Consider the following 21573-nt stretch of genomic DNA (forward strand, 5'->3'; position numbering starts at 1 on the left):
AAGCGGCGGAGAATTGTTTCTCTCTTACGGAGAGGAAAGCGAGGGGCCGACCCCGGCCCGCTCCAGCTCCGCATCCAGTCGTCCGCTGACCCAAAGGACGGACATCCAGATATCGCCGCGGAGTGACCAGAGGGGATAGGTAAGGGTGGCGGGTTTATTGCGCTCGATAAACGCATGGGAGATCCAGGCAGGTCCATAGCCCGCAAGGGGGGCGGCCAGCAGCAACCAAGGCAAATCCAACACCAACACCGTCAAAAACGTCAGCACCGTCAGCCCAACACCGGCAATGTGGAAGAAGCGCGTTCGCGGCCGCGCATGCTGTCGCAAATAGAAGGGAAAAAATTCTGCGAAGGTCTGATACTCTCTCATAATGTGTCCCTATCTTTTATTTATTGCTCTTCGGTTCACAACTAAAACTAGAAAAGTCGAAATGACTGTCGTCCAGCAAATGGCTAGGCCTGATCGTGCCCAATGCCCTTAGGATCGTGTCGGATCGACCAGGATGCGCCAAGTCCCAAGAGGCGATCATCGCCTTCATGGTTTGCCGCGCCATCCCGTCCTGGCTGCCGCACAGCGTGCAGGGGATAATCGGATAGGCCATGTCCTCGGCAAATCGGACGATGTCCGCCTCCCGCACGAGGGTGAGGGGGCGGACGACCTGCACATCGCCCTCATCGTTCATCAGATTGGGCGACATTGCCTCCAACCGACCGCCGTGAAAAAGGTTGAGGAAGAAGGTCTCTAGAATATCGTCAGCATGGTGACCAAGGGCGATGGCATCGCACCCTTCCTCCCGCGCCATGCGATAAAGATGCCCCCGGCGCAGACGGGAGCAGAGGGTACACAAGGTCTGGCCCGGCGCGGTTTTCTCGATAACGGTGCTATAGGTGTCGCGTCGGTCGATACGGTGGGCGAGCCCAAGGCCCTCAAGATAGTGCGGCAGAACCTCGGTGGGAAAGCCTGGCTGCGCCTGGTCGAGATTGGCGGCGACGAGGTCAACATCGAGTCGCCCTTGCGCCTTCAGATCCATCAGCAGGGTCAAGAGAGTGTAGCTATCCTTGCCGCCGGAAAGACAAACGAGCCACCGGGCACCGGGTTTTGAGACCATCGCATAGCGGCTGATCGCCTCCTCGGTCAGGCGGACAAGTCGCTTACGCCGCTTGCGAAACGCGGTCGTATCGGGGGCCGTGTCATAAAGGCGGGAGAGATCGGTCGTCGCCATCATACCTTCTCCCCCCACCATGACCGCCCCTTTGCGACGTCAGGCGCTTTTTTCTTTCTGGCGGGGCACGCCAACGCCAAACGGCGCAGGAAATTCGACGTGCCCCCCGGTGATCTCACACAGGACGCCGGCTGGATCGGAGAGCATAAACGCGTCCCCCGCCTCGGGAAATGGCGAGATGAGATGCCGCTCGGCCAAGGACGCCGAAAAGCCCAAGCGCCGATAGAAGGGGGGATGACCAAGAACGATCACGGCCCCATTGCCGTTCTCCTGCCAGGCTGAAATCAGCGTTTGGGCGAGGGCAAACCCAATCCCCTCCCGCTGAACGCTTGGGCTGACCGCGAGGGGGGCAAGGGCCGCAATAGCCACCTCTTTATTGTCCCCATAGCGTATAATGGCCCGGCTGAGGGCGCCATATCCGACGACCCCCCGCGCCTGAAGGACAACTCGCTCATCGAGCATATACGCCCCATCACGCAGGTCATGGGTCAGCTGTGCTTCGACCATATGGCCGAAAGCGGCCTTCATCACGTCGTCGGCGCCGGAAATCGTTTCGTCGCTGACCTCAACAATGTCACCTACTGGCATAGGAACCTCCCTGTTATGATCTCAGGGGTCCTGTTGCCCCCGTTTATTCCGCGGCCATGACCGGTATGTGGGGCTTATTGGCGCGGTAAGCCGTAATCTTTTCCTCAATTTCATGGCGGAAATGCTGAATAAGACCTTGCACCGGCCAGGCTGCCGCATCGCCAAGGGCGCAGATCGTATGACCTTCGACTTGACCGGCGACGTCCAGCAATTTGTCGATTTCCCACATTTCCGCTTCGCCGCGGCTCATCCGAACGAGGACCCGCCACATCCAGCCTGTTCCCTCCCTGCAGGGGGTACACTGGCCACAACTCTCATGTTTGTAGAAATGCGCGATACGCGCAATCGCTTTGACCATGTCGGTGGACTTGTCCATGACGATCACCGCCGCCGTCCCAAGCCCTGATTTGTGTTCCCGCAAGGCGTCGAAATCCATCAAGACATCGTCGCAGATCGACTTTGGCAGGCATCGGACGGAGGAGCCGCCCGGGATAACGGCCTTGAGATTGTCCCAGCCGCCCCGGACCCCGCCGCAATGGGTATCGATCAAGGTCTTGAGCGGGATCGACATCTCCTCCTCGACATTGCACGGCTTGTTCACATGGCCGGAAATGCAGAACACTTTCGTGCCGTGATTGTTCTCGCGCCCAAAGCGCTTGAACCAATCCGCCCCGCGCCGAATGATCGTCGGCACGACGGCGATTGATTCCACATTGTTCACCGTGGTCGGACAGCCATAGAGCCCCGCGCCCGCCGGGAAAGGCGGCTTCAAGCGGGGCTGACCCTTTTTGCCCTCAAGGCTTTCAAGGAGGGCGGTTTCCTCACCGCAAATATACGCCCCGGCGCCGTGGGAGAGATAAAGGTCGAAATCGTAGCCGTGAACATTGTCCTTGCCGATCAGCTTGGCGGCATAGGCCTCGTCGATGGCCTTTTGCAGCTGCTCGCGCTCGAAAATGTACTCCCCCCGAATATAGATGTAGCAGGCATGGGCGCGCATCGCGAAGCTGGCGATCAGACATCCCTCGATCAGGGTATGCGGGTCGTGCCGCATGATCTCGCGATCCTTACAGGTTCCCGGCTCGGACTCATCGGCATTGACCACGAGGTAATGGGGCCGTTCCCCCACCTCCTTCGGCATGAAGGACCATTTAAGACCGGTGGGAAAGCCCGCCCCCCCGCGGCCCCGCAAGCCGCTATCCTTCACCTGCTGGATCACCCAATCGATCCCCATATCGAGGATGTCCTTTGTGCCGTTCCAGGCGCCCCGGTCCTTGGCCCCCTCGAGGAAGGGGTCCTTTAATCCATAGAGATTGGTGAAGATGCGGTCTTTATCTTGGAGCATGAGGGAAAAGCTGTCCCATTCGATTTCTGATGTGGTGGTAAGGCTTTCGGCGCAGCCTGCCAAGGCGGCATGATGCCCAAAGCCCTTCTCCTATTATGGCGATGAGCGCCCTTTGCGCCGGAGAACGGAAAATCCAATCACGGCGCCGACGATGACGGCAAAGATCAAGACCCCTCCCAACGCCACTTGGAAGCCCGCCGCCTCGCCGATCAGCCAAAAGACAAAGGCAAAAGGCAACGCCGACACGGCGACGATCTGCAACAGTGCACGGGTGCGGGAGGGGGATGAGTTGGCCATGGACGGTTCCTAAAGCGGCGGTTGCTGATGCGTTCAGGGCACCTCGCCCGTCTGGTCTTCCTGCGATCCTATTCCTGTGATCGCCGCGCGGAGAGAATACGCGGGAGGAGAAAGGTCGAACTGACGAGGGAGATCACCACGATCGAGCCGATCAACAGCGGCACACTCTCATGCATCAAGAAATAGGCCGCCACAGCGAGGATCAAAAAGCTCCCCTCCAAAAGGGCGAAGATGACATAGAAGCGGGACTCACCGCTCCCTGACGCCTTCGCCGCCGCCCCTTCTTGATCGCGCCGATCCATAGGACGCTCAGCCTTGCTCCGCCGGCGCTGAATTGGGCAGGCGGTCGATCGGCTTCGCCGCCGATCCGTCATAGAGGCTCTCATCGGTAAGGGTCGTGTTGTCCCCCTCAGGGTCTGATGTGTGCCGCGCGGGATTAAAGACCCCCGGCGCGACCGCCTCGCCCTTATCCAAGGTCAAGAGGATCTCCTCGAACTTCTCAGGGGTCAGATCTTGGTAATAATAGTCGTTGATCTGCGCCATTGGCGCGTTGCAACAGGCGCCGAGACATTCGACCTCGAGCCAGGACAGATGGCCGCTCTCGGTGATCGCTCCTTGCGGCCCGATCACCCGCTCGCAAACCTCGATCAGGGATTCAGACCCCCGCAGCATGCACGGCGTCGTGCCGCACACCTGAACGAAATAGGTGCCGACGGGCTTGAGGTTGAACATGGTGTAGAAGGTCGCAACCTCATAGACGCGAATATAGGGCATGCCGAGCTGCGTCGCGATCGCCTCCATCGCGGGGATCGACACCCACCCTTCCTGCTTTTGCGCGCGCCACAGGAAAGGGATCACCGCAGAGGCCTGACGCCCCTCGGGAAACTTGGTGATTTCCTTCTCACACCAGGCCTTATTGTCCTCGGTCCATTGAAAGCTGTCGGGCTGCTGTCGAGCGGGGGAGCGATCGGCCATGGGTCCTCTCCTCAGAAGGCGGAAATAGGGCGCTCTTCGTCCCGCTCCCCACGGATGTCCAGCCGTCGCGGCGGGGGCGCCGAGGCAATGCTCTAAGCCACCGAGCCGCGATCCTCAAGCGGCGCGCCCCCCAATCAAGGGCCGACTGTTTAGTCCACCGCCACCTTAAGGGACATTTTCGGATGGATCGCACAGGTCAGCTCGTAAATACCCTGTTTGGCAAAGGCGATCTCGATATACTCACCCGGCCTCTGAATACCCGAATCGACCTTCAGATTGCGATGCTTGGACTGAACGTGATGCACGAAGCGATCGTCGTTTATCACCTTCACGGTCTGCCCCGCCGAAATCGACAGCGCCCCCGGAGCGAAGGACCGATCCATTTGCGAGACCGTCAGCGCATCGTCTTGCCCATGCGTAAACATCAAGACCGACGAGATCAGGAGAAATGAGCTTTTCATAAGAAAAACATGCCCAGAAGACGTTTCGGAATACTCAAAATAACATTCAATTGACGAGTTTTTCGTAAGCCAGCCCCATGCTAGGCTTCCGTCTGAAACGACTGACACGCGCGCCGTTGAGCAGCGCCATGCATGCAGGCTTCGGGCTGATGACGCTCCTGACCGTGAGCTATGCGGTATGGTCGATCCATGCCCTCGACCGGTCAAGCCGCATTGTGCGTCAGACCTATGACCATTCCTTGATGGCCATTAACTATGCGCGAGCGGCGGAGGCCAATACGGCCCGCTTCCTCCTCAGCGATCGACATGATGACGAGATGCTGATGACGGTGGTCTCTGATCTCGCCATCGTGGTCGACCGCAGCGAGGGCCCGTCACGGGACGAAGCGTCAGCGATCCGCGATACCATTGCCGGTTGGCGGGAAGGGAACACCCCCGACAATGCCGCCGATTGGAGCGAACAGGCGTTCGATCTGTTAACCGAACTTCTGGCAGCGGACAGCTTCATCGAACGGGAAAAGGCGATCGCCGCCGCGGATCGATCGACCCGGCTCGCCATGATCGGCATGGTTCTGGTCGCCCTTCTCTCCCTCCTCCTCGCAGCAGGGCTAAACCGCCTGATCGTCACCCCGCTTAAAGCGCTGGAAGTCGCCGCCCGAAAGATTGCCGCCGGCGCATACGATTCGTCTCTGCCCAAGGTGGTCGGCATCGAGCTGATCGCGCTGGTCACCTCCATGCGGGTGATGCAGCGCAAGATTGCTCGCCGTATCGCCGAGGAACTCGAAGGGCGTCAGCGCGCCGAAACCCGCCTTGAGGCGATCATCCGAGAAGCGGCGGATGCCATCTTGATCCTCGATAAGGCCGGACGGATCCAGATGGTCAACGATGCCGCACAGGCACTGTTACCGGAGGCGTCAATGGGCCGGGGCGAGCGCCTGACGGATCTGCTTGCCGCGACAAGTATCGACCCGAATATTATTCTTACCCTGAACGAAGGAGGGGAAACCCGTTTGCCCAACGGGGTCTGGGTCAATGCCGCAGCCCCCCACACCAATGATGAGGGACGCATTCTGGTCTGGTCCGACATCACGGCCATCAAAGCGCGCGAAGAGGATTTGAGCGCCGCCAATGAGGCCAAGACCCGGTTCATGGCGGTGACGACCCACGAACTCCGCACCCCGCTCAATGCCGTCATCGGCTTTTCCCAATTGATGCGAGACGAAGCCTTTGGGCCCTTAGGGGACGAGAGTTATCAACAGTTCGCCCGCGAAATTTTTGAAGCAGGAAACACGCTGCTTGGCCTTGTCGACGACATTCTCAGATTTTCCGACGCTCAAAATACGGATTACTATGCCGACCTTGAGCTGGTCGCGCCGGCCCCGCTGTTCCATGCCCTGTGCGAGGGCGTCAGATACGACGAACATTACACCTCCCTGACCCTTGAAACGATCATTGACGACACGCTGCAAGAGATCCGCGCGAAGCCTTCTCATCTCACCTCGGCGTTACGCCATCTCCTGATCAATGCGGGCCAATTCTCCGACGAAGGCGGACTTGTCTCGTTCATCGCGAAGGATTGCGGTGACACCGTCGTCGTGACGATCAAAGATCGGGGCAAGGGGATGAGCGCCGAGGCCTTGGAGCGCGCGCTCGAACTGTTCGGGCAGGCGGATAACAGCCGTACCCGTCACCATGAGGGAATGGGCCTTGGCCTGCCTCTGGCGCGGACAATCGTCCTCTCCCATCGCGGGACCTTCGATATCGAAAGTCTCGCCGGAGAAGGGACCACAATCACCATCATCCTGCCCTATGCCGAGGGCGAGATGGCGGAAGACACACCTCTCACCAGGAGCCTCGCCAGCGCATGATCCGCTTCATGTTCATGGCCGCTTTGGCCACAATGATCGTCAGTCCCCCCGCCGCCGCTCAATGGGCCCCCGATCGGGGACGCCTGTTGATGACGGGCGGGGTGAGCCAGATTGAAGGCCAGGGGGGGAGCGGTCTTGTCCCTTGGGCGCTCATCACCGGCTACGGGTCGGAGCTGAGCTGGGGCGCCTCAGCCTTTGTCACCGATGTTCAACTCTCCGATTTCTCCATCTCCAGCCATGGTCTGGCCGTGGGCGTGAGGAACCGGCTTGAGCTGAGTTATGCGCGCCAGGCCTTCGACACCGAGGAACTCGGCGGCGCTCTCGGGCTGGGGGAAGGGTTTGAATTCGACCAAGAGGTCTTCGGCGCCAAGCTGCGGCTCGCGGGCGATGTCGTCACCGACCAGGATACGTGGCTGCCCCAGATCAGCGTCGGCATTCAGGTGAAGAAGAATAAGGACGGCGATATCGTCCGTGCCGTCGGGGCGGATGACGACGAGGGCGTGGATTATTATCTGTCCGCCACGAAACTATTGCTCGCCCAGAGCCTCCTCCTTGGGGGAACCATTCGGTCGACAGAGGCCAATCAACTCGGCTTTTTGGGCTTCAGCTCGACACGGACGATCCAGGTCGAAGCCACCGCTGCGGCTCTTTTGACGAAACGCTTAGCCCTGGGGGGCGAGGTCCGAACCAAGCCCGACAACCTGGCCTTCGCCGAGGAGGAGGATGCGGCCACCGCCTATCTCGCCTATTTCCCGAGCAAATATCTGTCGCTCACCGCCGCCTATGCCGATCTTGGAACCATTGCGGGGCTTGACGATCAGACCGGCTCATACCTATCAGTTCAAGGATCATTCTGATGCGCGCCCTGATTGCTTGCCTTTCGCTTGTCGTCGCCACAGCCATGGCCCCGCAACCGGCTGCGGCCTTAAGCGACGATGCCCTTTATCGTGCCTTGGGCGAAAAAGCGGGGATCGAGCGGGTGATCGAAACCCTCCTCCACCGCAGCCTTGCCGATCCGCGTATCGCCGACACCTTCGAAGGCGCGAATTTCGAGCGCCTTGAGGAGAAGCTGGTCCTTCAGATCTGTGAGCTGGCAGGGGGCCCATGCGTTTATGACGGCCTGTCGATGGCCGACAGCCATATGGGGCAGGAGCTGACCACGGCGCATTTCAATGCGCTCGTTGAGAATTTGCGCGCCGCGATGGCGGCCGAAGGCGTGGGGTTCCGTGCCCAGAACCGCCTTCTCGCCCTTCTCGCCCCGATGCATCGCGATGTCGTGACCAAGCCCTAAGGCCCCCTTCCGCCTGCGGGTCCGGGGGTGTACCGGCGGGGCATGTCCTCGCCCTCCCCTTCCGCCGGTGCCGATCGCAAAACCCCCGACGCCGCCCCCCGTAGTTTCGTCGACCGCCTGCCTGCGGGAATGCGTCCCTATTTCCGGCTGATGCGGGCCGATCGGCCGGTGGGACTCTGGCTGTTATTCTGGCCGTGCCTGTGGGGCACGCTGATCGGGCGCCCCGACGACATGACAGCGCCGGAGATCTATCGCCTTTGGGCCCTGTTCCTGATCGGATCGGTGGCGATGCGGTCGGCGGGATGCATTTATAACGATATTGTCGACCGGGACATCGACGCCCAGGTCGCCCGCACGGCGAGCCGCCCCTTGCCCAGCGGCCAGGTCCGGGTAAGCGAGGCCTGGGTCCTGCTCGTCGCCCTGTGTCTGGTGGGGCTGACGGTTCTTCTCTCCCTCCCCCTTCCGGCGATCCTGATCGGATTGTGCGCGCTTGTTCTGGTGGCAGCCTATCCCTTTATGAAGCGCATTACCTGGTGGCCCCAGGCCTGGCTTGGCCTGACCTTCAATTGGGGCGTCCTGGTCGGCGGGGCGGCGGTGGCCGGGGGTCTGTCGGGGCCGATCCTTTGTGCGTATGCGGCGGGGCTGTTCTGGACCCTCGGCTATGACACGATCTACGCCCTCCAGGATGTGGAAGACGATGCCCTGATCGGGGTCAAATCAAGCGCCCGAGCCTTAGGTGACAGTGCCGTAACCGGCGTTGCGGTCTTTTATGGCCTTTGCGTGATCCTCATGGCCTTTGCCCTGTTGAGCCAAAGCGCCCTTTGGGGCCTTTTGCTCCTGCTGCCCGCCGCGGGGCACCTGACGTGGCAGGTCAGAAGTCTCGACCTCAGCGACGGCGACCGCGCCTTACGCCTCTTTAAGGCCAATGTGTGGACCGGGCTTCTCCTGGCCCTGCCGGGCCTTGCGGCCTAATTCTCCCCCAAGGGCTGCGGGAGCCTTCATAAGGGCCCGAATAACCGAATAAGGAAAGTGAGCTCGATGGATAAGTTGATCGTCGCCGCCGCGGCCTTGCTAGGTTTTGCAGGGGTCGGTCTCGGCGCTTTCGGGGCCCACGGCCTTGCCGACAGACTCACCGGCCCCGCCCTTGGCTGGTGGGAGACGGCGACCCTCTATTTGCTGTTGCACGCGGTGGCGGCCCTCTGTGTCGGTGCCACCGGTCTGTCGTCGATTGGCGGCGGCTGTTTCGTCGCCGGGGCGCTGATCTTCTCCGGCACCCTCTACGCCATGGCCTTGGGCGCGCCGACTTTTCTGGGCGCGGTCACGCCGATCGGCGGCCTATTGCTCCTTGGCGGATGGGCCGCAACCTTTTTGGCGGTCATCACGAAGTAACTCCCTAAATAGGGATGATGATCATGAACCAACTCACACGACGGTCGGTCCTCCTTGGGGGCAGCGCCGCCCTGACGGTGGCCTGTACCGGACGCGACAGCAAAGCACAGGAGGCCGCAATGAGCCCATCCTCACCCTCAGAGATCAACGACGACACCGATTGGGCCGAGCTCAGCGAAGCGGCCTGGAAAGATCGGCTGACCGCCGAGGAATTCCGTGTCCTCCGCAAAGAAGGGACGGAGCGGGCCGGCACCTCCCCGCTGAACGCGGAAAAGCGCGAAGGCACCTATGTGTGCGCGGGCTGCGCCCTGCCGCTCTTCCTCTCCTCCCATAAATTCGAAAGCGGCACCGGCTGGCCCTCCTTTTTCGATGTCATTGACGGCGCCGTCGACACCAAGACCGATTTCAAATTGATCGTGCCGCGGACCGAATATCATTGCAGCCGGTGCGGCGGCCATCAGGGCCATGTCTTCAAGGACGGGCCGCAGCCGACGGGCCTACGCTATTGCAATAACGGTGTTGCCCTTGATTTCGTCCCGGCGGAGTCGGCCTAACGCCGTGACCCCCGAGGCCCTGCTGCACCCGACCCCGGCGGGCCTCTATTGTGCGCCGGGAGATTTTTACATCGATCCCGTGGCGCCCGTCGATCGGGCGGTGATTACCCACGGTCATGCCGATCACGCCCGTTCAGGCCACGGATCGGTCATCGCGACCGAAGAGACCCTGGCGATCATGGCCGTTCGCTATGGCGAGGAATTCACCGCTCGGCGCACAGCCCTCGCCTATGGCGAGACGACGAACGTCAATGGGGTTGGTCTTTGGCTGGCCCCCGCCGGCCATGTGCTCGGCTCCGCCCAGGCGGTGATCGAATTCGGCGGCCTGCGGATGGTGGTAACCGGCGATTATAAGCGACGACGCGACCCGACCTGTCCGGCCTTCGAGGTGGTGTCGTGTCACATCTTCATTTCCGAGGCGACCTTTGCCCTGCCGGTGTTCCACCATCCGGATACAGGCGGAGAAGTGCGCAAGCTTCTGGCGTCGCAGCAGCAATTTCCCGAGCGGACCCACCTGGTCGGCGCCTACGCCCTTGGGAAAGCGCAGCGGGTGATCCGCCATTTGCGTGAAGAAGGATATGATCGCCCGATCTTTATCCATGGCGCCCTGGACCGTCTTTGTACGCTCTATGAATCCTTCGGGGTCAATCTTAGTCCCCTTCTCCCGGCGACCTTGAAGGATTCATCTGGAGAGAAGACAGATTTTTCCGGCGAAATCGTCATCTGTCCTCCGGCGGCGATCCAGTCGACCTGGGCCCGCCGGTTCCCCGATCCTGTTCCGTGCTTTGCCAGTGGCTGGATGCGGATCCGCCAACGCGCCAAGCAGCGCGGGGTCGAATTGCCGCTGATCATCTCAGATCATGCCGATTGGGGGGAGCTGACCGACACCGTCGAGGCGGTGGACCCAGATGAACTGTGGGTTACCCATGGGCGTGAGGACGCCCTCATCCGGTGGGCGGAATTACGCGGACGGGTCGCGCGTCCCCTGCACCTGATCGGCTATGAGGATGACCATGATTAAGATCATTCAACGGGCGGGGGCGAAGGGGGCGGCAACGTGAATCGCTTTGCCGCCCTGCTTGAGAGTTTGATTTATACGCCGTCGCGGAACGGCAAAATCCGTCTTTTGACGGAATATTTCGCATCGACCCCCGATCCCGATCGGGGCTGGGCGGTGGCGGCCATGACCCGCGACCTCGATATCAAATCGGTGAAGCCGGCCATGATCAAAACCTTGGTCGAGGAGCGGGTGGACCCGGTCCTGTTCGGTCTCTCCTACGATTATGTCGGTGATCTGGCGGAGACCGTGTCGCTGATCTGGCCCGGGCAGGAACAGCGAAACTACATCCCCACCCTGACCGATATTGTTGAGACCCTGGGCGAGATTTCCCGTCAAGAGGCCCCAAGCGTTGTTGCCGACTGGTTCGATGCCCTCTCGCCGCCGGCACGCTGGGCACTGATCAAATTGATTACCGGCGGACTGCGAATCGGCGTGGCCGCACGGCTCGTCAAGTTGGCCCTGGCTGAGTTCGGCGGCCAACCGGTGCAGGACATAGAGGAGCTGTGGCACGGGCTTGAGGCCCCCTATAGGGACCTTTTCGCCTGGCTTGAGGGGCGCAGCCCCCGTCCCGCCCAGGCCGCAAAGGCACCGTTCAGGCCGGTGATGTTGGCCCATCCGGTGGAAGAGAAAGACCAGCCGAAAATCGACCTCACAGAGATGATGGCCGAATGGAAATGGGACGGCATCCGGGTGCAGACGGTCGTGGAGGACGGGGTCAAGCGGCTATATACCCGGACGGGGGACGATATTTCGGGGACCTTTCCCGACCTCCTGGCCAGCCTCAACGAGGAGGTCGCCATCGACGGTGAGCTCCTGATCTTCGACCCTGCTATAACCGACCGGTTTGTGGTCAGACCGTTCAACGACCTCCAGCAACGCCTCAACCGAAAGGTCGTCTCCAAGAAGCTATTGGAGGAGAGCCCCGCCTTCATCCGCGCCTATGACCTCCTATGGGCGAGAGGGGAGGATCTCCGTCCCCTGCCCTTTAGCGCGCGGCGCGCCCATCTCGAAGAGATCAGTCAGCAGGGGGCGTTCCCGCGGCTGGATTTGTCGCCGGTGATTCCGCTGAGCAGCTGGGAGGCCCTTGCCGATTTGCGCGCAAACCCGCCGGAGGACGCCATTGAGGGCGTGATGTTAAAACGCGCCGATGCCCCCTATGTCCCCGGCCGGCCGAAAGGGCAGTGGTGGAAATGGAAGCGCGAGCCCTTCCTCGTCGACGCGGTCCTGATGTACGCGCAAAGGGGGCACGGCAAGCGCTCGAGCTTTTATTCCGACTATACCTTCGGTGTATGGCGGACGGGGAAGGACGGCGAAGAATTGGTCCCGGTGGGGAAAGCCTATCACGGCTTTACGGACCTGGAACTCAAGAAGATCGACAAATTCGTTCGGGATCATACGATTGACCGTTTCGGGCCGGTTCGGGCGGTGCGGGCCACACGGGAGGAAGGGCTCGTCTTCGAAGTGGCCTTTGAGGGGCTACAGCGGTCAAGCCGCCACAAATCGGGGATCGCCATGCGTTTTCCCCGCATCAATCGGCTGCGCTGGGACAAACCCACCGCCGAGGCAGATCGGCTGGAAACACTGGAGGCGATGCTTCCCGCGACGGCCTGATCAGCCCAAGACAGTATTGAGGAGCATGATCCATAAAGGGATCGTCAGAACGGAGAGCAAAGTCGCGAGGAAGACGGCGCTCGCCGCCGCCCCTGTGGCGCGCCCATAGAGCTGGGCAAAGATGAAGCCGTTCACGCCGGTGGGCATGGCCGCCGTCATCACCGCCGAAACGACCCCCGCCTTGTCGAGCCCGAATACGCCGACCCCCAATAGAAACGCGATGGCGGGATGAACCAGCAAAGACAGGCTAGCCACCATCGCCGCCGCCCCAAAGGAGCGTTTGATCGGGATGCGCGTCAGGACGCCGCCAAGGCTGAACAAGGCGGCGGGAAAGGCGGTGGCCGCCAGCATCTCTGTGGCGGCGCCGACGGGGCCCGTGGGGGCCAGCGACAATAAATTGGCCAGGATCCCCGCCGCGATCCCCACCATAATGGCGTTGCGAAACATCGCCCCCCCGACCTTTCGCGGCAATGACCGCATCCCGCTGCGCCCCGCAAGCACCATTTCCATTACGGTGAGGCCGACAAGATAGGTAAGGGGCGAATGAAACGCGATGATCGCGTAATTCCCCGCCACTGATTCCGGCCCGAAGGATTGGAAGGTGATGGGAATCCCCAATAGGAGCGAGTTGGAGAACAACGCCCCGAAACCGATGACCACCGCATCGGGCAGATCCCGCCCAATGACAAAGCGGGCAACAACGATACCGATCGTATAGGCCGTGAAGGCGGCAAGGTAGAAACTGAGCAAGAGGGCTGGCTGGAACACCAATGCCAAATCAAGCCGCGCCAGCTCCCTGAACAGGAGCACCGGGACAGCGATCTTGAGGACGAAGGACATCGTCCCGTCCACAGTCGCTTGGCTGATGACCCCCGTCCAGCACGCCGTCGCCCCGGCCCCCACAAGAATGAAGACCGGCGAAATGACCACCAACGTGTCTAACATCGGGGTTCGGTGCGCCCAACGGCGGATATCGTCAAGTCAGCAAAGGGCCCGCTCATTTCGGCGATGACGCCCCGCCTCGCGGGGGGCAAAGGAGCCCGACGGCCCCGCACCTCCCCCCTTCTTCAGCGAATGCGCCGGATCACCCGAGGGGCAGGGCGCGCGGCGGGGGGCGACCAGGCGACGGCCCCCGACGACTTGCCTGTTGGCGGGGAAAGATCATCGGCACGACCGCCGCGCTCCCCCGTGTCGACGTCAAGAGACTGACGGCTTCGTGCAATGAACTCGTAGGCATCTTTGAGCTTCTTGCCGACGATCGGCGCGGGGTCATAGCGGGCGATCACGGACATCCACTCTTCCTTTCCGCTCTTGCCGTCCCCGAAATAATATCCAAGACGCTCTTCGATCTCCGCCACGAAATGGCTCATCCGATCCCGCATCTGGTTTCGGATCACCATCGCCATCACCATGAACTGCGCCCATCCGAAAAAGGCGACGGTGCCCCCAGCGATGGCGGCCCGCAGGGTCGGCTGGCCTTCGTTATGCAGCGCCAGGGCAGCGATAATGCCGGCGAGGACATAAAGCGCGCTGTACCCAATCAGCGACACGATGAAAAAGGGACGAGTCCGTCGCCGCTCATTTTTCATCACGAAAGCGTATTTGAAAATCTTCCATTCCTTGTCGAGCAGATAGGGAATGAGCGAGATTTCCCGCCAGAGATTGGACACCTCCACAACGCATTGTTGCGGATCGGACCCATGACCGTCCCGCTTGGTAAAGCTGAGATGGTTGATATGACGATGAATCTCTTCGGCCCGACTGCGCAGGATGCGCTCCACCAATCCATCACTGATCGCGCTGCACGCCTGTTCGATGATCAGCTGGGCGCGATGCGTTTCATTCCACCGCAGTGTGAGGATCAGCATGGCGAGGCCGAAGCCCATCACCGCCACGCTAGCCGCCCGCCCGATCACCATCTGCGTCATAGAAAGGCCCGCCGTCAGATCGAACAGGGCGCCGAGAATAGTCGTGGCGAGCAAGCCGACCAAAAAGGCGCCGAACACCCGGCTGTTCAGTGTCCGTTGCATCAAGGCCTTGTGCAGATTCCCCTCGGGGTTTTTCCAAATTTCCCGGAACTCGTCGGCGAATTTCCGCGCTTGGCTATCGAAGGTGGCCTGTCCTTGCTTTCGGATTTCGGGCGCGCCGAGCTCTTCTTCGGCATCCGAAGGTCCCTCGTCGAGCGGGGCGGGGATCAACTCCTCCACTTCTTCGCCGTCGCTCCCCTCAATGGAATAGCTTGCCGCCATCAATGCCCCCAACGCCCTCATCCTATCATTTTTTAACCAAGAATTTACGACACTCGTCACCTCAGCGCAAAGGTGCATTCCCCCACGCTCCACACGCGCAAAGCGCGCCTTCGCTTCGCGGGATCGCGAGAGGGCGATAGAGCTCAGCGGGTTTCGAGATCGAGGGCTTCGAGCTTCCGGATTTCGTCGCGTAGGGTCGCGGCTTCCTCGAATTCCAAATTGGCGGCAGCCTCTCGCATCCGCTTTTCGAGGGCGCCAAGATGGGAGCGCATATTCGCACCGGGGATATAGGCCTCACGTTCTTCGCGCATGGCGCCCATGCCCGTCGCCCCCTTCGTCAACCGCTCCGACGTAAAGCTCGTTCCCGCAGCGGCCTTGGTGGCCTCATCATCGCTATCGGTGATCTCGGCGATCTTGGCCTTGACGGTCTTGGGCGTGATCCCGTGTGCCGCATTGTGCGCAAGCTGCTTTTCGCGGCGACGTTCGGTTTCCTGCAACGCCCGCTCCATCGACCCCGTCATTCCATCCGCATAGAGAATGACACGTCCGTCGACATTCCTCGCCGCCCGTCCGATCGTCTGGATAAGAGAGGTTTCGGAGCGCAAGAATCCCTCCTTATCCGCATCGAGAATACCGACGAATTGGCATTCGGGAATATCGAGACCTTCGCGGAGAAGATTGATCCCGATCAAAACATCGAATACCCCAAGTCGCAGATCACGGATAATCTCGATCCGTTCGATCGTATCCACATCGCTGTGCATGTAACGGACGCGGACTCCCTGTTCGTGCATATATTCGGTGAGGTCTTCGGCCATTTTTTTCGTGAGGGTGGTCACGAGAGAGCGTCCCCCCTGCGCCGCCACTTTTTTGCATTCGTCTATGACATCATCGACCTGGTTCACCTGTCCGGTCGTTACCGGTCGAATCTCAACCGGTGGGTCGATCAGGCCCGTGGGCCTGATCACCTGCTCGACAAAGACCCCTCCGGTGCGATCGAGTTCCCAAGGGCCAGGGGTCGCCGAGACATGTACGGTTTGCGGGCGCATCGCGTCCCATTCCTCGAATTTGAGGGGGCGATTATCCATGCAGGAGGGCAGGCGGAAGCCATATTCCGCAAGCGTTCTTTTACGGGCGAAGTCGCCGCGAAACATGGCCCCGATTTGCGGCACCGTCACATGGCTTTCATCGCAGAACACCAAGGCGTTCTCAGGCAGATACTCAAACAGGGTCGGTGGTGGATGTCCCGGCTTTCGCCCTGTCAGATAGCGGGAATAGTTCTCGATCCCCTGACACGACCCGGTGGCTTCCATCATCTCAATGTCGAATTGCACCCGCTGTTCGAGCCGCTGGGCCTCAATCAGTTTTCCCTCCTGGTGGAGAATGGGGAGCGTTGCGGCCAGCTCTTTCTTGATCCCCTCAATAGCCCGGCGCAGGGTCGGCCGCGGCGTGACATAGTGGCTGTTCGCATACATTTTGATCCGCGGCAGATCCGCGATCTTTTGCCCGGTCAGTGGATCGAACTCGGTGATGGCTTCGATTTCGTCCCCGAACAGACTGATCCGCCAGGCCACATCCTCAAGGTGCGCGGGAAAGATCTCGACGATATCCCCCCGCGCCCGGAACGCACCGCGGGCGAAGGCCACATCGTTGCGCTTATATTGAAGCGCGACGAGGTCGGCCAAAAGCTGCTTGCGCTCGACTGTTTCCCCAACCTCAAGCGTAAAGGTCATTTCGGTATAGGTTTCGACCGACCCGATCCCGTAAATACACGATACCGAAGCGATGATGATGACATCGTCCCGTTCAAGAAGCGCCCGGGTCGCCGAATGGCGCATCCGGTCGATCTGCTCATTGATCGTCGACTCTTTTTCGATATAGGTATCAGTACGCGGAACATAAGCTTCCGGCTGATAGTAATCGTAATAGGAAACGAAATACTCGACCGCGTTGTCAGGAAAGAAGCTCTTGAATTCGCCGTAAAGCTGCGCCGCGAGGGTCTTATTATGCGCCAGGATGAGCGCCGGCCGCTGGGTCGCCTCAATGATCTTCGCCATGGTGAAGGTCTTGCCTGAACCGGTGACCCCCAACAGCACCTGATCCTGCTCCTGGGCCGCAATGCCCGCCACCAATTCGGCGATGGCCGCAGGTTGGTCGCCGGCCGGCTCGTAATCCGAGCTGACCCGGAAAGCCCTCCCCCCCTCCATCTTTTCCGGGCGGGAGGGGCGATGGGGGCTCCAGGTCGCTGGCTCCATGCGGCCGTGATAGGTGGCGACGGCTTCGGAGAAGGCGAGAGTGTCAGGGATGGGATCGGCCATGCCGCAGAGATAGCTCCCGCGGTCGGCCTGTTCAACGCAACGGAGCGGGGAGCAAAGATCTGGGGGCAAGGGATCAGGCGGAGCGCCCCTTACCTGGCCCCTCTTGGCCCCTCTTGGTCAGACGACGGCGTCCAATGAGTCCTTGAGTTTCGTTCTGGCGCGCGACAACCGGGACCTGACCGTCCCGACCGGGACATCGAGCGCTTCGGCGACATCCTCGTAGCGGAGACCGTCGACGGCGATCATCGACAACATTGTCCGATCATCCGACGACAAATTCTCCATTGAGGTACATAGATCGCGGAACGCCATAAAGCTGTCCTGATTGCCCTCAACCGACAGCGCCAAGAGGGGCGCGTCGTCGAGCTCAAGGGCAATGCCGCGGCTTTGCTCCCGGCGGATTTGGTTCAGGAACACCCGCCGACAGACAGTGAACATCCATGACCGCAAATTCCGCCCATCAAAGAGATATTGCTTGCGGAGGCACCGCTCCAGGCAGTCCTGAACCAGATCAGCGGCCCGATCTTCGTTGCGGGTCAGACTGAACGCAAATCGGCGCAACGCGCATAAGGCCTCGGCGGCGTCCGGGTGATCCAGCAGATCCCCGTCACGCTGCTTCAGTCGGTCCGCACGGGCCCGAGCGAGATATTGTGATCCCATGGGTCTGCCCTCTCTCATTCGACATCGTCGCCGTAACAGAGCCGCCGGACCCAAAGAAATGCTTTTTACATCAATTGCTTATGGCGAAAGAGTGACATAACGCACCGTGTCATTATGGGGGATAGTAGTGACTCACTCATGTCGAAACCCGCACAGCGTGTGGGGTCCGCATCGCCACCGCCCGGAAACGGGCGCAGGGCAAGTCGGGAAAGCGGCATGTGAATAATACGACAGGCCGTCCGGCGGGACAGTCAGGAAGAGAGCTTACGGAGGGAGGTGAGGACTTGATCGGCCTGTTCCGGAGAGGATTCGGCCAATTTGAGCCCCAGCGCGATCAGTTCCCGCACCGCGGAAGACCGGCTATCCGCCCGATTGGCGAAACGCCAATCGTCGATGGTCGCCAGCTCAGTTTCGGTGATGAGAACCTGAAGCTTTGATAATCGCTTCTCGGAAACCACGCCGCTTCGACCTTTCTAGGACGGTATTTTGCCACCTCGTCCGAAGGCGTCAACGAACCGATCCAAGCGTTCTCCCTCTTCGAGCCCACCGCTGCAAAGGTCAAGACCGACATGAAATAGCTCATCAAATGGCGTTTGGAGGGCGCGGCTGGAAGCGAGCGACGAGTGTTAACGATGAGGTGGCCCATCCCTTGCGTTTTCGCCCCCGTCGCGTAATCGTGCCGAAGAAAGCGCTCCGGGCGGGAGCGGTGTGTCTATCAGGGGGCCAACGTCAATGACTCTCACTCATCTCGATCGCCTTGAGGCGGAAAGCCTACATATCATTCGCGAGGTGGCCGCCGAGTGCGAAAACCCCGTAATGCTCTATTCGGTGGGCAAGGACAGCTCCGTCATGCTGCACCTTGCGCTGAAGGCTTTCTCCCCCTCGCTGCCTCCTTTTCCTTTCCTCCATGTCGACACGACATGGAAATTCCGGGAAATGATCAAATTCCGGGATGAAACGGCGGAAAAACTCGGCCTTGACCTGAAAGTTCACATCAATGCCGAAGGGGTGCGGGACAATGTCGGTCCCTTCTCCCACGGCAGCGCCTATCACACCGATGTGATGAAGACCCAGGCGTTGAAACAGGCCCTCGACAAATACGGGTTCGACGCCGCCTTTGGCGGGGCGCGCCGCGACGAGGAAAAATCTCGGGCGAAGGAACGCATCTTCTCCTTCCGGGCCCCCGGTCACCGCTGGGACCCCAAAAATCAGCGGCCGGAGCTTTGGAGCATCTACAATACTCGCATCCGCAAAGGGGAGAGTATCCGGGTGTTCCCGCTGTCCAATTGGACGGAGCTGGATATCTGGCAATATATTTACCGCGAGAATATCGAAATTCCCGATCTCTATTTCGCTGCCGAACGGCCGATCGTGGAAATCGATGGCACCCTGATTATGGTCGACGATGACCGCATCCCCCTCGAAGGGCGTGAGCCCCAGATGAAATCGGTCCGGTTCCGGACCTTGGGCTGCTATCCGTTGACGGGGGCGGTGGAGAGCACAGCCGCCACCCTGCCCGACATCATCCAGGAGACCTTGTTGGCCAAGGGGTCCGAGCGCGAGGGGCGCGTGATCGACCACGATCAGGCCGCGTCGATGGAGAAGAAAAAGCAAGAGGGATACTTCTAATGGCGACCTCACCCAAGGATCTTGCAGCCGTTGAAAGCGACGTGGTCGCCTATCTCGAAAAGCACGAGCAAAAATCCCTGCTTCGCTTCATCACCTGCGGCTCGGTGGACGATGGGAAGTCGACCCTTATCGGCCGCCTCCTCTATGATTCCCAAATGCTGTACGAGGACCAATTGTCGAGCCTCGAGCAGGACTCCAAGAAAATGGGGACCCAAGGGGATCAAATCGACTTTGCGCTGCTCGTGGACGGTCTCGCCGCGGAACGGGAACAGGGCATCACGATCGACGTGGCCTATCGGTTCTTCTCCACGGACCGTCGGAAATTCATCGTGGCGGATACGCCCGGCCACGAACAATATACCCGTAACATGGCCACCGGGGCCTCGACGGCGCAACTCGCCATCCTGCTGGTCGACGCCCGCGCCGGGCTCATGACCCAAACCCGGCGGCACAGCTTTATCTGCTCGCTCTTAGGCATTCGTCACATCGTCCTGGCCGTCAACAAAATGGATCTCGTCGATTACAGCGAAGACAAGTTCAAAGAGATCGAAGCGGATTATCGCGACTTCTCGAAGGGCCTCGGCTTTGAGGGCATTACCTGCATTCCGATCAGCGCCCTGGCCGGGGACAATATCACGGCGTCCTCTGAGAATACCCCGTATTATACCGGCCCCTCTCTGATGGATCATCTCGAGACGGTGAATGTTGAACGATCGGAACAGCGTCCCTTCCGGATGCCTGTCCAATGGGTCAATCGCCCCAATCTCGACTTCCGGGGCTTTTCGGGCACCGTTGCCAGCGGGTCGATCTCCCCTGGGGATGAGATCATCACCATTCCGTCAGGGCAACGATCCAAAGTGGCCCGGATCGTCACAATGGGCGGCGATCTCGACATGGCCGAAACCGATCAAGCGGTAACGATCACCCTTGAGGACGAGATCGATATCTCCCGCGGCGATATCATTTGCGGGGGCCAGGCCCCGGCGGATCAGACCGATCAATTCTCCGCCCACCTCATCTGGATGTCGGACGAGGAAATGTTGCCTGGACGGCAATATATCCTCAAAACCGCCAATAAATCCGTGACCGGCGTGGTCACCGATTTGCGGAACAAGATCGACGTCAATACCCTTGAGCAGCGGCCGGGGAAGACCCTTGGCCTGAACGAGATCGCGGTCTGTAAATTCAACTTGTCAGCGCCGATTGGCTACGATCCTTACAAGGAAAATCGGGCCACCGGCAGTTTTATCCTGATCGACCGTCAAACCCATTCGACGGTGGCGGCCGGGATGATCGACCACTCCCTGCGTCGGGCCTCCAACGTCGTCTGGCAGGACCTTGAGGTGGGAACGGCCGAACGGGCGGCCATCAAGATGCAGCGCCCTGCCCTGCTCTGGTTCACCGGCCTCTCTGGGGCGGGTAAATCGACGATTGCCAATTTGGTCGAAAAACGCCTCTACGACCGCGGACGCCACACCTATATTCTCGACGGGGACAATGTGCGGCACGGTCTGAACAAGGACCTCGGCTTCACTGACGCCGACCGGGTCGAGAATATTCGGCGCGTGGCTGAGACCGCGAAGCTGATGGTCGATGCCGGGTTGATCGTCCTGTCCGCCTTCATCTCACCGTTCCGCACCGAGCGACAAATGGCCCGCTCCCTCCTTGGCGAGGGGAAATTCATCGAGGTGTTTATCGATACCCCGCTGAATGTTGCGGAAGAACGCGATGTGAAGGGCCTCTACAAAAAGGCGCGGGCGGGGGAGATCACGAATTTCACCGGCATCGACTCTGAGTACGAGCCGCCGAAAGAGGCTGAGATCCATATCGACACCACCGCCCTCAGCTCTGTTGAGGCCGCGGAGAAGATCATCGCCTATCTCGAGGAAGGCGGATATCTCGACGCCGAATAAGGGCGTCGAGATGATTGTCGAAACCGGCGGATGGGACGCCAACGGGCCGTCGGAGAGGATGGCCCGTTGGATCATTTTGACGCGAAGTGGAAACCGGTTCGCGTCAAGAAAGTGCGATAAAATAATATCCTAGAGACGTTTTGCCA

The 21573-nt window shown here is 60.4% G+C and carries 23 protein-coding genes; 10 read left to right on the forward strand and 13 right to left on the reverse strand.

Annotation, left to right across the window (positions count from 1 at the left end; translation table 11 throughout):
* Positions 1 to 24: 24 nt before the first annotated feature.
* The 8 genes from PB2503_RS01385 to PB2503_RS01420 form a co-directional block, all read right to left on the reverse strand.
* Positions 25 to 369, reverse strand: a complete 345-nt coding sequence (locus tag PB2503_RS01385) for an Mpo1-like protein (RefSeq protein ID WP_013299423.1) — start codon at positions 367 to 369, stop codon at positions 25 to 27.
* A gap of 16 nt (positions 370 to 385) precedes the next feature.
* Positions 386 to 1225 (reverse strand): tRNA 2-thiocytidine(32) synthetase TtcA, encoded by an 840-nt coding sequence (gene ttcA / locus PB2503_RS01390; RefSeq protein ID WP_041535105.1) that lies wholly within the window; start codon positions 1223 to 1225, stop codon positions 386 to 388.
* Between the two features lie 36 nt (positions 1226 to 1261).
* On the reverse strand, positions 1262 to 1810 hold the full coding sequence (locus tag PB2503_RS01395) for a GNAT family N-acetyltransferase (RefSeq protein WP_013299425.1): 549 nt from the start codon (positions 1808 to 1810) through the stop codon (positions 1262 to 1264).
* Between the two features lie 43 nt (positions 1811 to 1853).
* Positions 1854 to 3152, reverse strand: a complete 1299-nt coding sequence (nuoF, locus tag PB2503_RS01400) for an NADH-quinone oxidoreductase subunit NuoF (protein WP_041535107.1) — start codon at positions 3150 to 3152, stop codon at positions 1854 to 1856.
* Positions 3153 to 3245: 93 nt separating this feature from the next.
* Positions 3246 to 3449 carry a hypothetical protein gene (locus PB2503_RS01405; protein ID WP_013299427.1) on the reverse strand — a complete coding sequence of 68 codons (204 nt, stop codon included), beginning with the start codon at positions 3447 to 3449 and terminating at the stop codon, positions 3246 to 3248.
* A gap of 68 nt (positions 3450 to 3517) precedes the next feature.
* Positions 3518 to 3751 (reverse strand): hypothetical protein, encoded by a 234-nt coding sequence (locus PB2503_RS01410; RefSeq protein ID WP_013299428.1) that lies wholly within the window; start codon positions 3749 to 3751, stop codon positions 3518 to 3520.
* Positions 3752 to 3758: 7 nt separating this feature from the next.
* Positions 3759 to 4424, reverse strand: coding sequence for an NADH-quinone oxidoreductase subunit NuoE (gene nuoE / locus PB2503_RS01415; RefSeq protein ID WP_013299429.1), 666 nt, complete (start codon positions 4422 to 4424; stop codon positions 3759 to 3761).
* Positions 4425 to 4573: 149 nt separating this feature from the next.
* Positions 4574 to 4885 (reverse strand): cupredoxin domain-containing protein, encoded by a 312-nt coding sequence (locus PB2503_RS01420; protein WP_013299430.1) that lies wholly within the window; start codon positions 4883 to 4885, stop codon positions 4574 to 4576.
* Positions 4886 to 4962: 77 nt separating this feature from the next.
* Between PB2503_RS01420 and PB2503_RS01425 the strand changes: the two genes are divergently transcribed.
* The 8 genes from PB2503_RS01425 (at position 4963) to PB2503_RS01460 (ending at position 12658) form a co-directional block, all read left to right on the forward strand.
* Entirely contained in the window at positions 4963 to 6753 is a 1791-nt protein-coding gene (locus PB2503_RS01425) for a sensor histidine kinase (RefSeq protein ID WP_083810925.1), read from the forward strand.
* A complete protein-coding gene (locus PB2503_RS01430) occupies positions 6750 to 7610 on the forward strand; it encodes a DUF3034 family protein (RefSeq protein WP_013299432.1) in 861 nt (286 codons plus the stop codon). Before PB2503_RS01425 ends, PB2503_RS01430 begins: the two co-directional genes overlap by 4 nt.
* Complete coding sequence (locus PB2503_RS01435) at positions 7610 to 8044, forward strand: group I truncated hemoglobin (RefSeq protein ID WP_013299433.1); 435 nt, start codon at positions 7610 to 7612, stop codon at positions 8042 to 8044. The genes PB2503_RS01430 and PB2503_RS01435 overlap by 1 nt, the downstream gene beginning before the upstream one ends.
* A gap of 42 nt (positions 8045 to 8086) precedes the next feature.
* Positions 8087 to 9016 (forward strand): 4-hydroxybenzoate octaprenyltransferase, encoded by a 930-nt coding sequence (gene ubiA / locus PB2503_RS01440; protein WP_013299434.1) that lies wholly within the window; start codon positions 8087 to 8089, stop codon positions 9014 to 9016.
* A gap of 66 nt (positions 9017 to 9082) precedes the next feature.
* Complete coding sequence (locus tag PB2503_RS01445; protein WP_013299435.1) at positions 9083 to 9433, forward strand: DUF423 domain-containing protein; 351 nt, start codon at positions 9083 to 9085, stop codon at positions 9431 to 9433.
* Between the two features lie 14 nt (positions 9434 to 9447).
* Positions 9448 to 9987 (forward strand): peptide-methionine (R)-S-oxide reductase MsrB, encoded by a 540-nt coding sequence (msrB, locus tag PB2503_RS01450; protein ID WP_013299436.1) that lies wholly within the window; start codon positions 9448 to 9450, stop codon positions 9985 to 9987.
* Between the two features lie 4 nt (positions 9988 to 9991).
* Positions 9992 to 11008 carry a ligase-associated DNA damage response exonuclease gene (locus tag PB2503_RS01455; protein ID WP_013299437.1) on the forward strand — a complete coding sequence of 339 codons (1017 nt, stop codon included), beginning with the start codon at positions 9992 to 9994 and terminating at the stop codon, positions 11006 to 11008.
* A gap of 36 nt (positions 11009 to 11044) precedes the next feature.
* Positions 11045 to 12658, forward strand: a complete 1614-nt coding sequence (locus PB2503_RS01460) for a cisplatin damage response ATP-dependent DNA ligase (protein WP_013299438.1) — start codon at positions 11045 to 11047, stop codon at positions 12656 to 12658.
* Here PB2503_RS01460 and PB2503_RS01465 read toward each other — a convergent pair whose 3' ends face one another.
* From PB2503_RS01465 to PB2503_RS01485, 5 genes are all read right to left on the reverse strand, one after another.
* A complete protein-coding gene (locus PB2503_RS01465; RefSeq protein WP_013299439.1) occupies positions 12659 to 13603 on the reverse strand; it encodes an AEC family transporter in 945 nt (314 codons plus the stop codon).
* Positions 13604 to 13725: 122 nt separating this feature from the next.
* A complete protein-coding gene (locus PB2503_RS01470) occupies positions 13726 to 14907 on the reverse strand; it encodes a hypothetical protein (RefSeq protein WP_148235152.1) in 1182 nt (393 codons plus the stop codon).
* 143 nt (positions 14908 to 15050) lie between these two features.
* The gene (uvrB, locus tag PB2503_RS01475) at positions 15051 to 17162 is read right to left on the reverse strand and encodes an excinuclease ABC subunit UvrB (RefSeq protein WP_420798266.1); all 2112 of its coding nucleotides are present in this window, start codon (positions 17160 to 17162) and stop codon (positions 15051 to 15053) included.
* Between the two features lie 180 nt (positions 17163 to 17342).
* The gene (locus tag PB2503_RS01480) at positions 17343 to 17885 is read right to left on the reverse strand and encodes an RNA polymerase sigma factor (RefSeq protein WP_013299442.1); all 543 of its coding nucleotides are present in this window, start codon (positions 17883 to 17885) and stop codon (positions 17343 to 17345) included.
* Between the two features lie 251 nt (positions 17886 to 18136).
* The gene (locus PB2503_RS01485) at positions 18137 to 18343 is read right to left on the reverse strand and encodes a hypothetical protein (protein WP_013299443.1); all 207 of its coding nucleotides are present in this window, start codon (positions 18341 to 18343) and stop codon (positions 18137 to 18139) included.
* A 274-nt stretch (positions 18344 to 18617) separates the two neighbouring features.
* Here PB2503_RS01485 and cysD point away from each other — a divergent pair, with 274 nt between their 5' ends.
* A complete protein-coding gene (cysD, locus tag PB2503_RS01490) occupies positions 18618 to 19514 on the forward strand; it encodes a sulfate adenylyltransferase subunit CysD (RefSeq protein ID WP_013299444.1) in 897 nt (298 codons plus the stop codon).
* Positions 19514 to 21427 carry a sulfate adenylyltransferase subunit CysN gene (gene cysN / locus PB2503_RS01495; RefSeq protein WP_013299445.1) on the forward strand — a complete coding sequence of 638 codons (1914 nt, stop codon included), beginning with the start codon at positions 19514 to 19516 and terminating at the stop codon, positions 21425 to 21427. The genes cysD and cysN overlap by 1 nt, the downstream gene beginning before the upstream one ends.
* Positions 21428 to 21573: the final 146 nt, after the last annotated feature.

This window comes from Parvularcula bermudensis HTCC2503 (assembly GCF_000152825.2).
GTDB lineage: Bacteria > Pseudomonadota > Alphaproteobacteria > Caulobacterales > Parvularculaceae > Parvularcula > Parvularcula bermudensis.

Bases quoted from the DNA above. Each gene is read 5' to 3' on its own strand.
- PB2503_RS01405 (WP_013299427.1), bottom strand. From the start codon at position 3,449: ATGGCCAACTCATCCCCCTCCCGCACCCGTGCACTGTTGCAGATCGTC.
- ubiA (WP_013299434.1), top strand. From the start codon at position 8,087: ATGTCCTCGCCCTCCCCTTCCGCCGGTGCCGATCGCAAAACCCCCGAC.
- PB2503_RS01470 (WP_148235152.1), bottom strand. From the start codon at position 14,907: ATGGCGGCAAGCTATTCCATTGAGGGGAGCGACGGCGAAGAAGTGGAG.
- PB2503_RS01480 (WP_013299442.1), bottom strand. From the start codon at position 17,885: ATGGGATCACAATATCTCGCTCGGGCCCGTGCGGACCGACTGAAGCAG.
- PB2503_RS01465 (WP_013299439.1), bottom strand. From the start codon at position 13,603: ATGTTAGACACGTTGGTGGTCATTTCGCCGGTCTTCATTCTTGTGGGG.
- nuoF (WP_041535107.1), bottom strand. From the start codon at position 3,152: ATGCTCCAAGATAAAGACCGCATCTTCACCAATCTCTATGGATTAAAG.
- PB2503_RS01425 (WP_083810925.1), top strand. From the start codon at position 4,963: ATGCTAGGCTTCCGTCTGAAACGACTGACACGCGCGCCGTTGAGCAGC.
- PB2503_RS01410 (WP_013299428.1), bottom strand. From the start codon at position 3,751: ATGGATCGGCGCGATCAAGAAGGGGCGGCGGCGAAGGCGTCAGGGAGC.
- PB2503_RS01430 (WP_013299432.1), top strand. From the start codon at position 6,750: ATGATCCGCTTCATGTTCATGGCCGCTTTGGCCACAATGATCGTCAGT.
- PB2503_RS01445 (WP_013299435.1), top strand. From the start codon at position 9,083: ATGGATAAGTTGATCGTCGCCGCCGCGGCCTTGCTAGGTTTTGCAGGG.
- uvrB (WP_420798266.1), bottom strand. From the start codon at position 17,162: ATGGAGCCAGCGACCTGGAGCCCCCATCGCCCCTCCCGCCCGGAAAAG.
- msrB (WP_013299436.1), top strand. From the start codon at position 9,448: ATGATGATCATGAACCAACTCACACGACGGTCGGTCCTCCTTGGGGGC.
- PB2503_RS01385 (WP_013299423.1), bottom strand. From the start codon at position 369: ATGAGAGAGTATCAGACCTTCGCAGAATTTTTTCCCTTCTATTTGCGA.
- PB2503_RS01420 (WP_013299430.1), bottom strand. From the start codon at position 4,885: ATGAAAAGCTCATTTCTCCTGATCTCGTCGGTCTTGATGTTTACGCAT.
- nuoE (WP_013299429.1), bottom strand. From the start codon at position 4,424: ATGGCCGATCGCTCCCCCGCTCGACAGCAGCCCGACAGCTTTCAATGG.
- cysD (WP_013299444.1), top strand. From the start codon at position 18,618: ATGACTCTCACTCATCTCGATCGCCTTGAGGCGGAAAGCCTACATATC.
- ttcA (WP_041535105.1), bottom strand. From the start codon at position 1,225: ATGATGGCGACGACCGATCTCTCCCGCCTTTATGACACGGCCCCCGAT.
- PB2503_RS01395 (WP_013299425.1), bottom strand. From the start codon at position 1,810: ATGCCAGTAGGTGACATTGTTGAGGTCAGCGACGAAACGATTTCCGGC.
- cysN (WP_013299445.1), top strand. From the start codon at position 19,514: ATGGCGACCTCACCCAAGGATCTTGCAGCCGTTGAAAGCGACGTGGTC.
- PB2503_RS01435 (WP_013299433.1), top strand. From the start codon at position 7,610: ATGCGCGCCCTGATTGCTTGCCTTTCGCTTGTCGTCGCCACAGCCATG.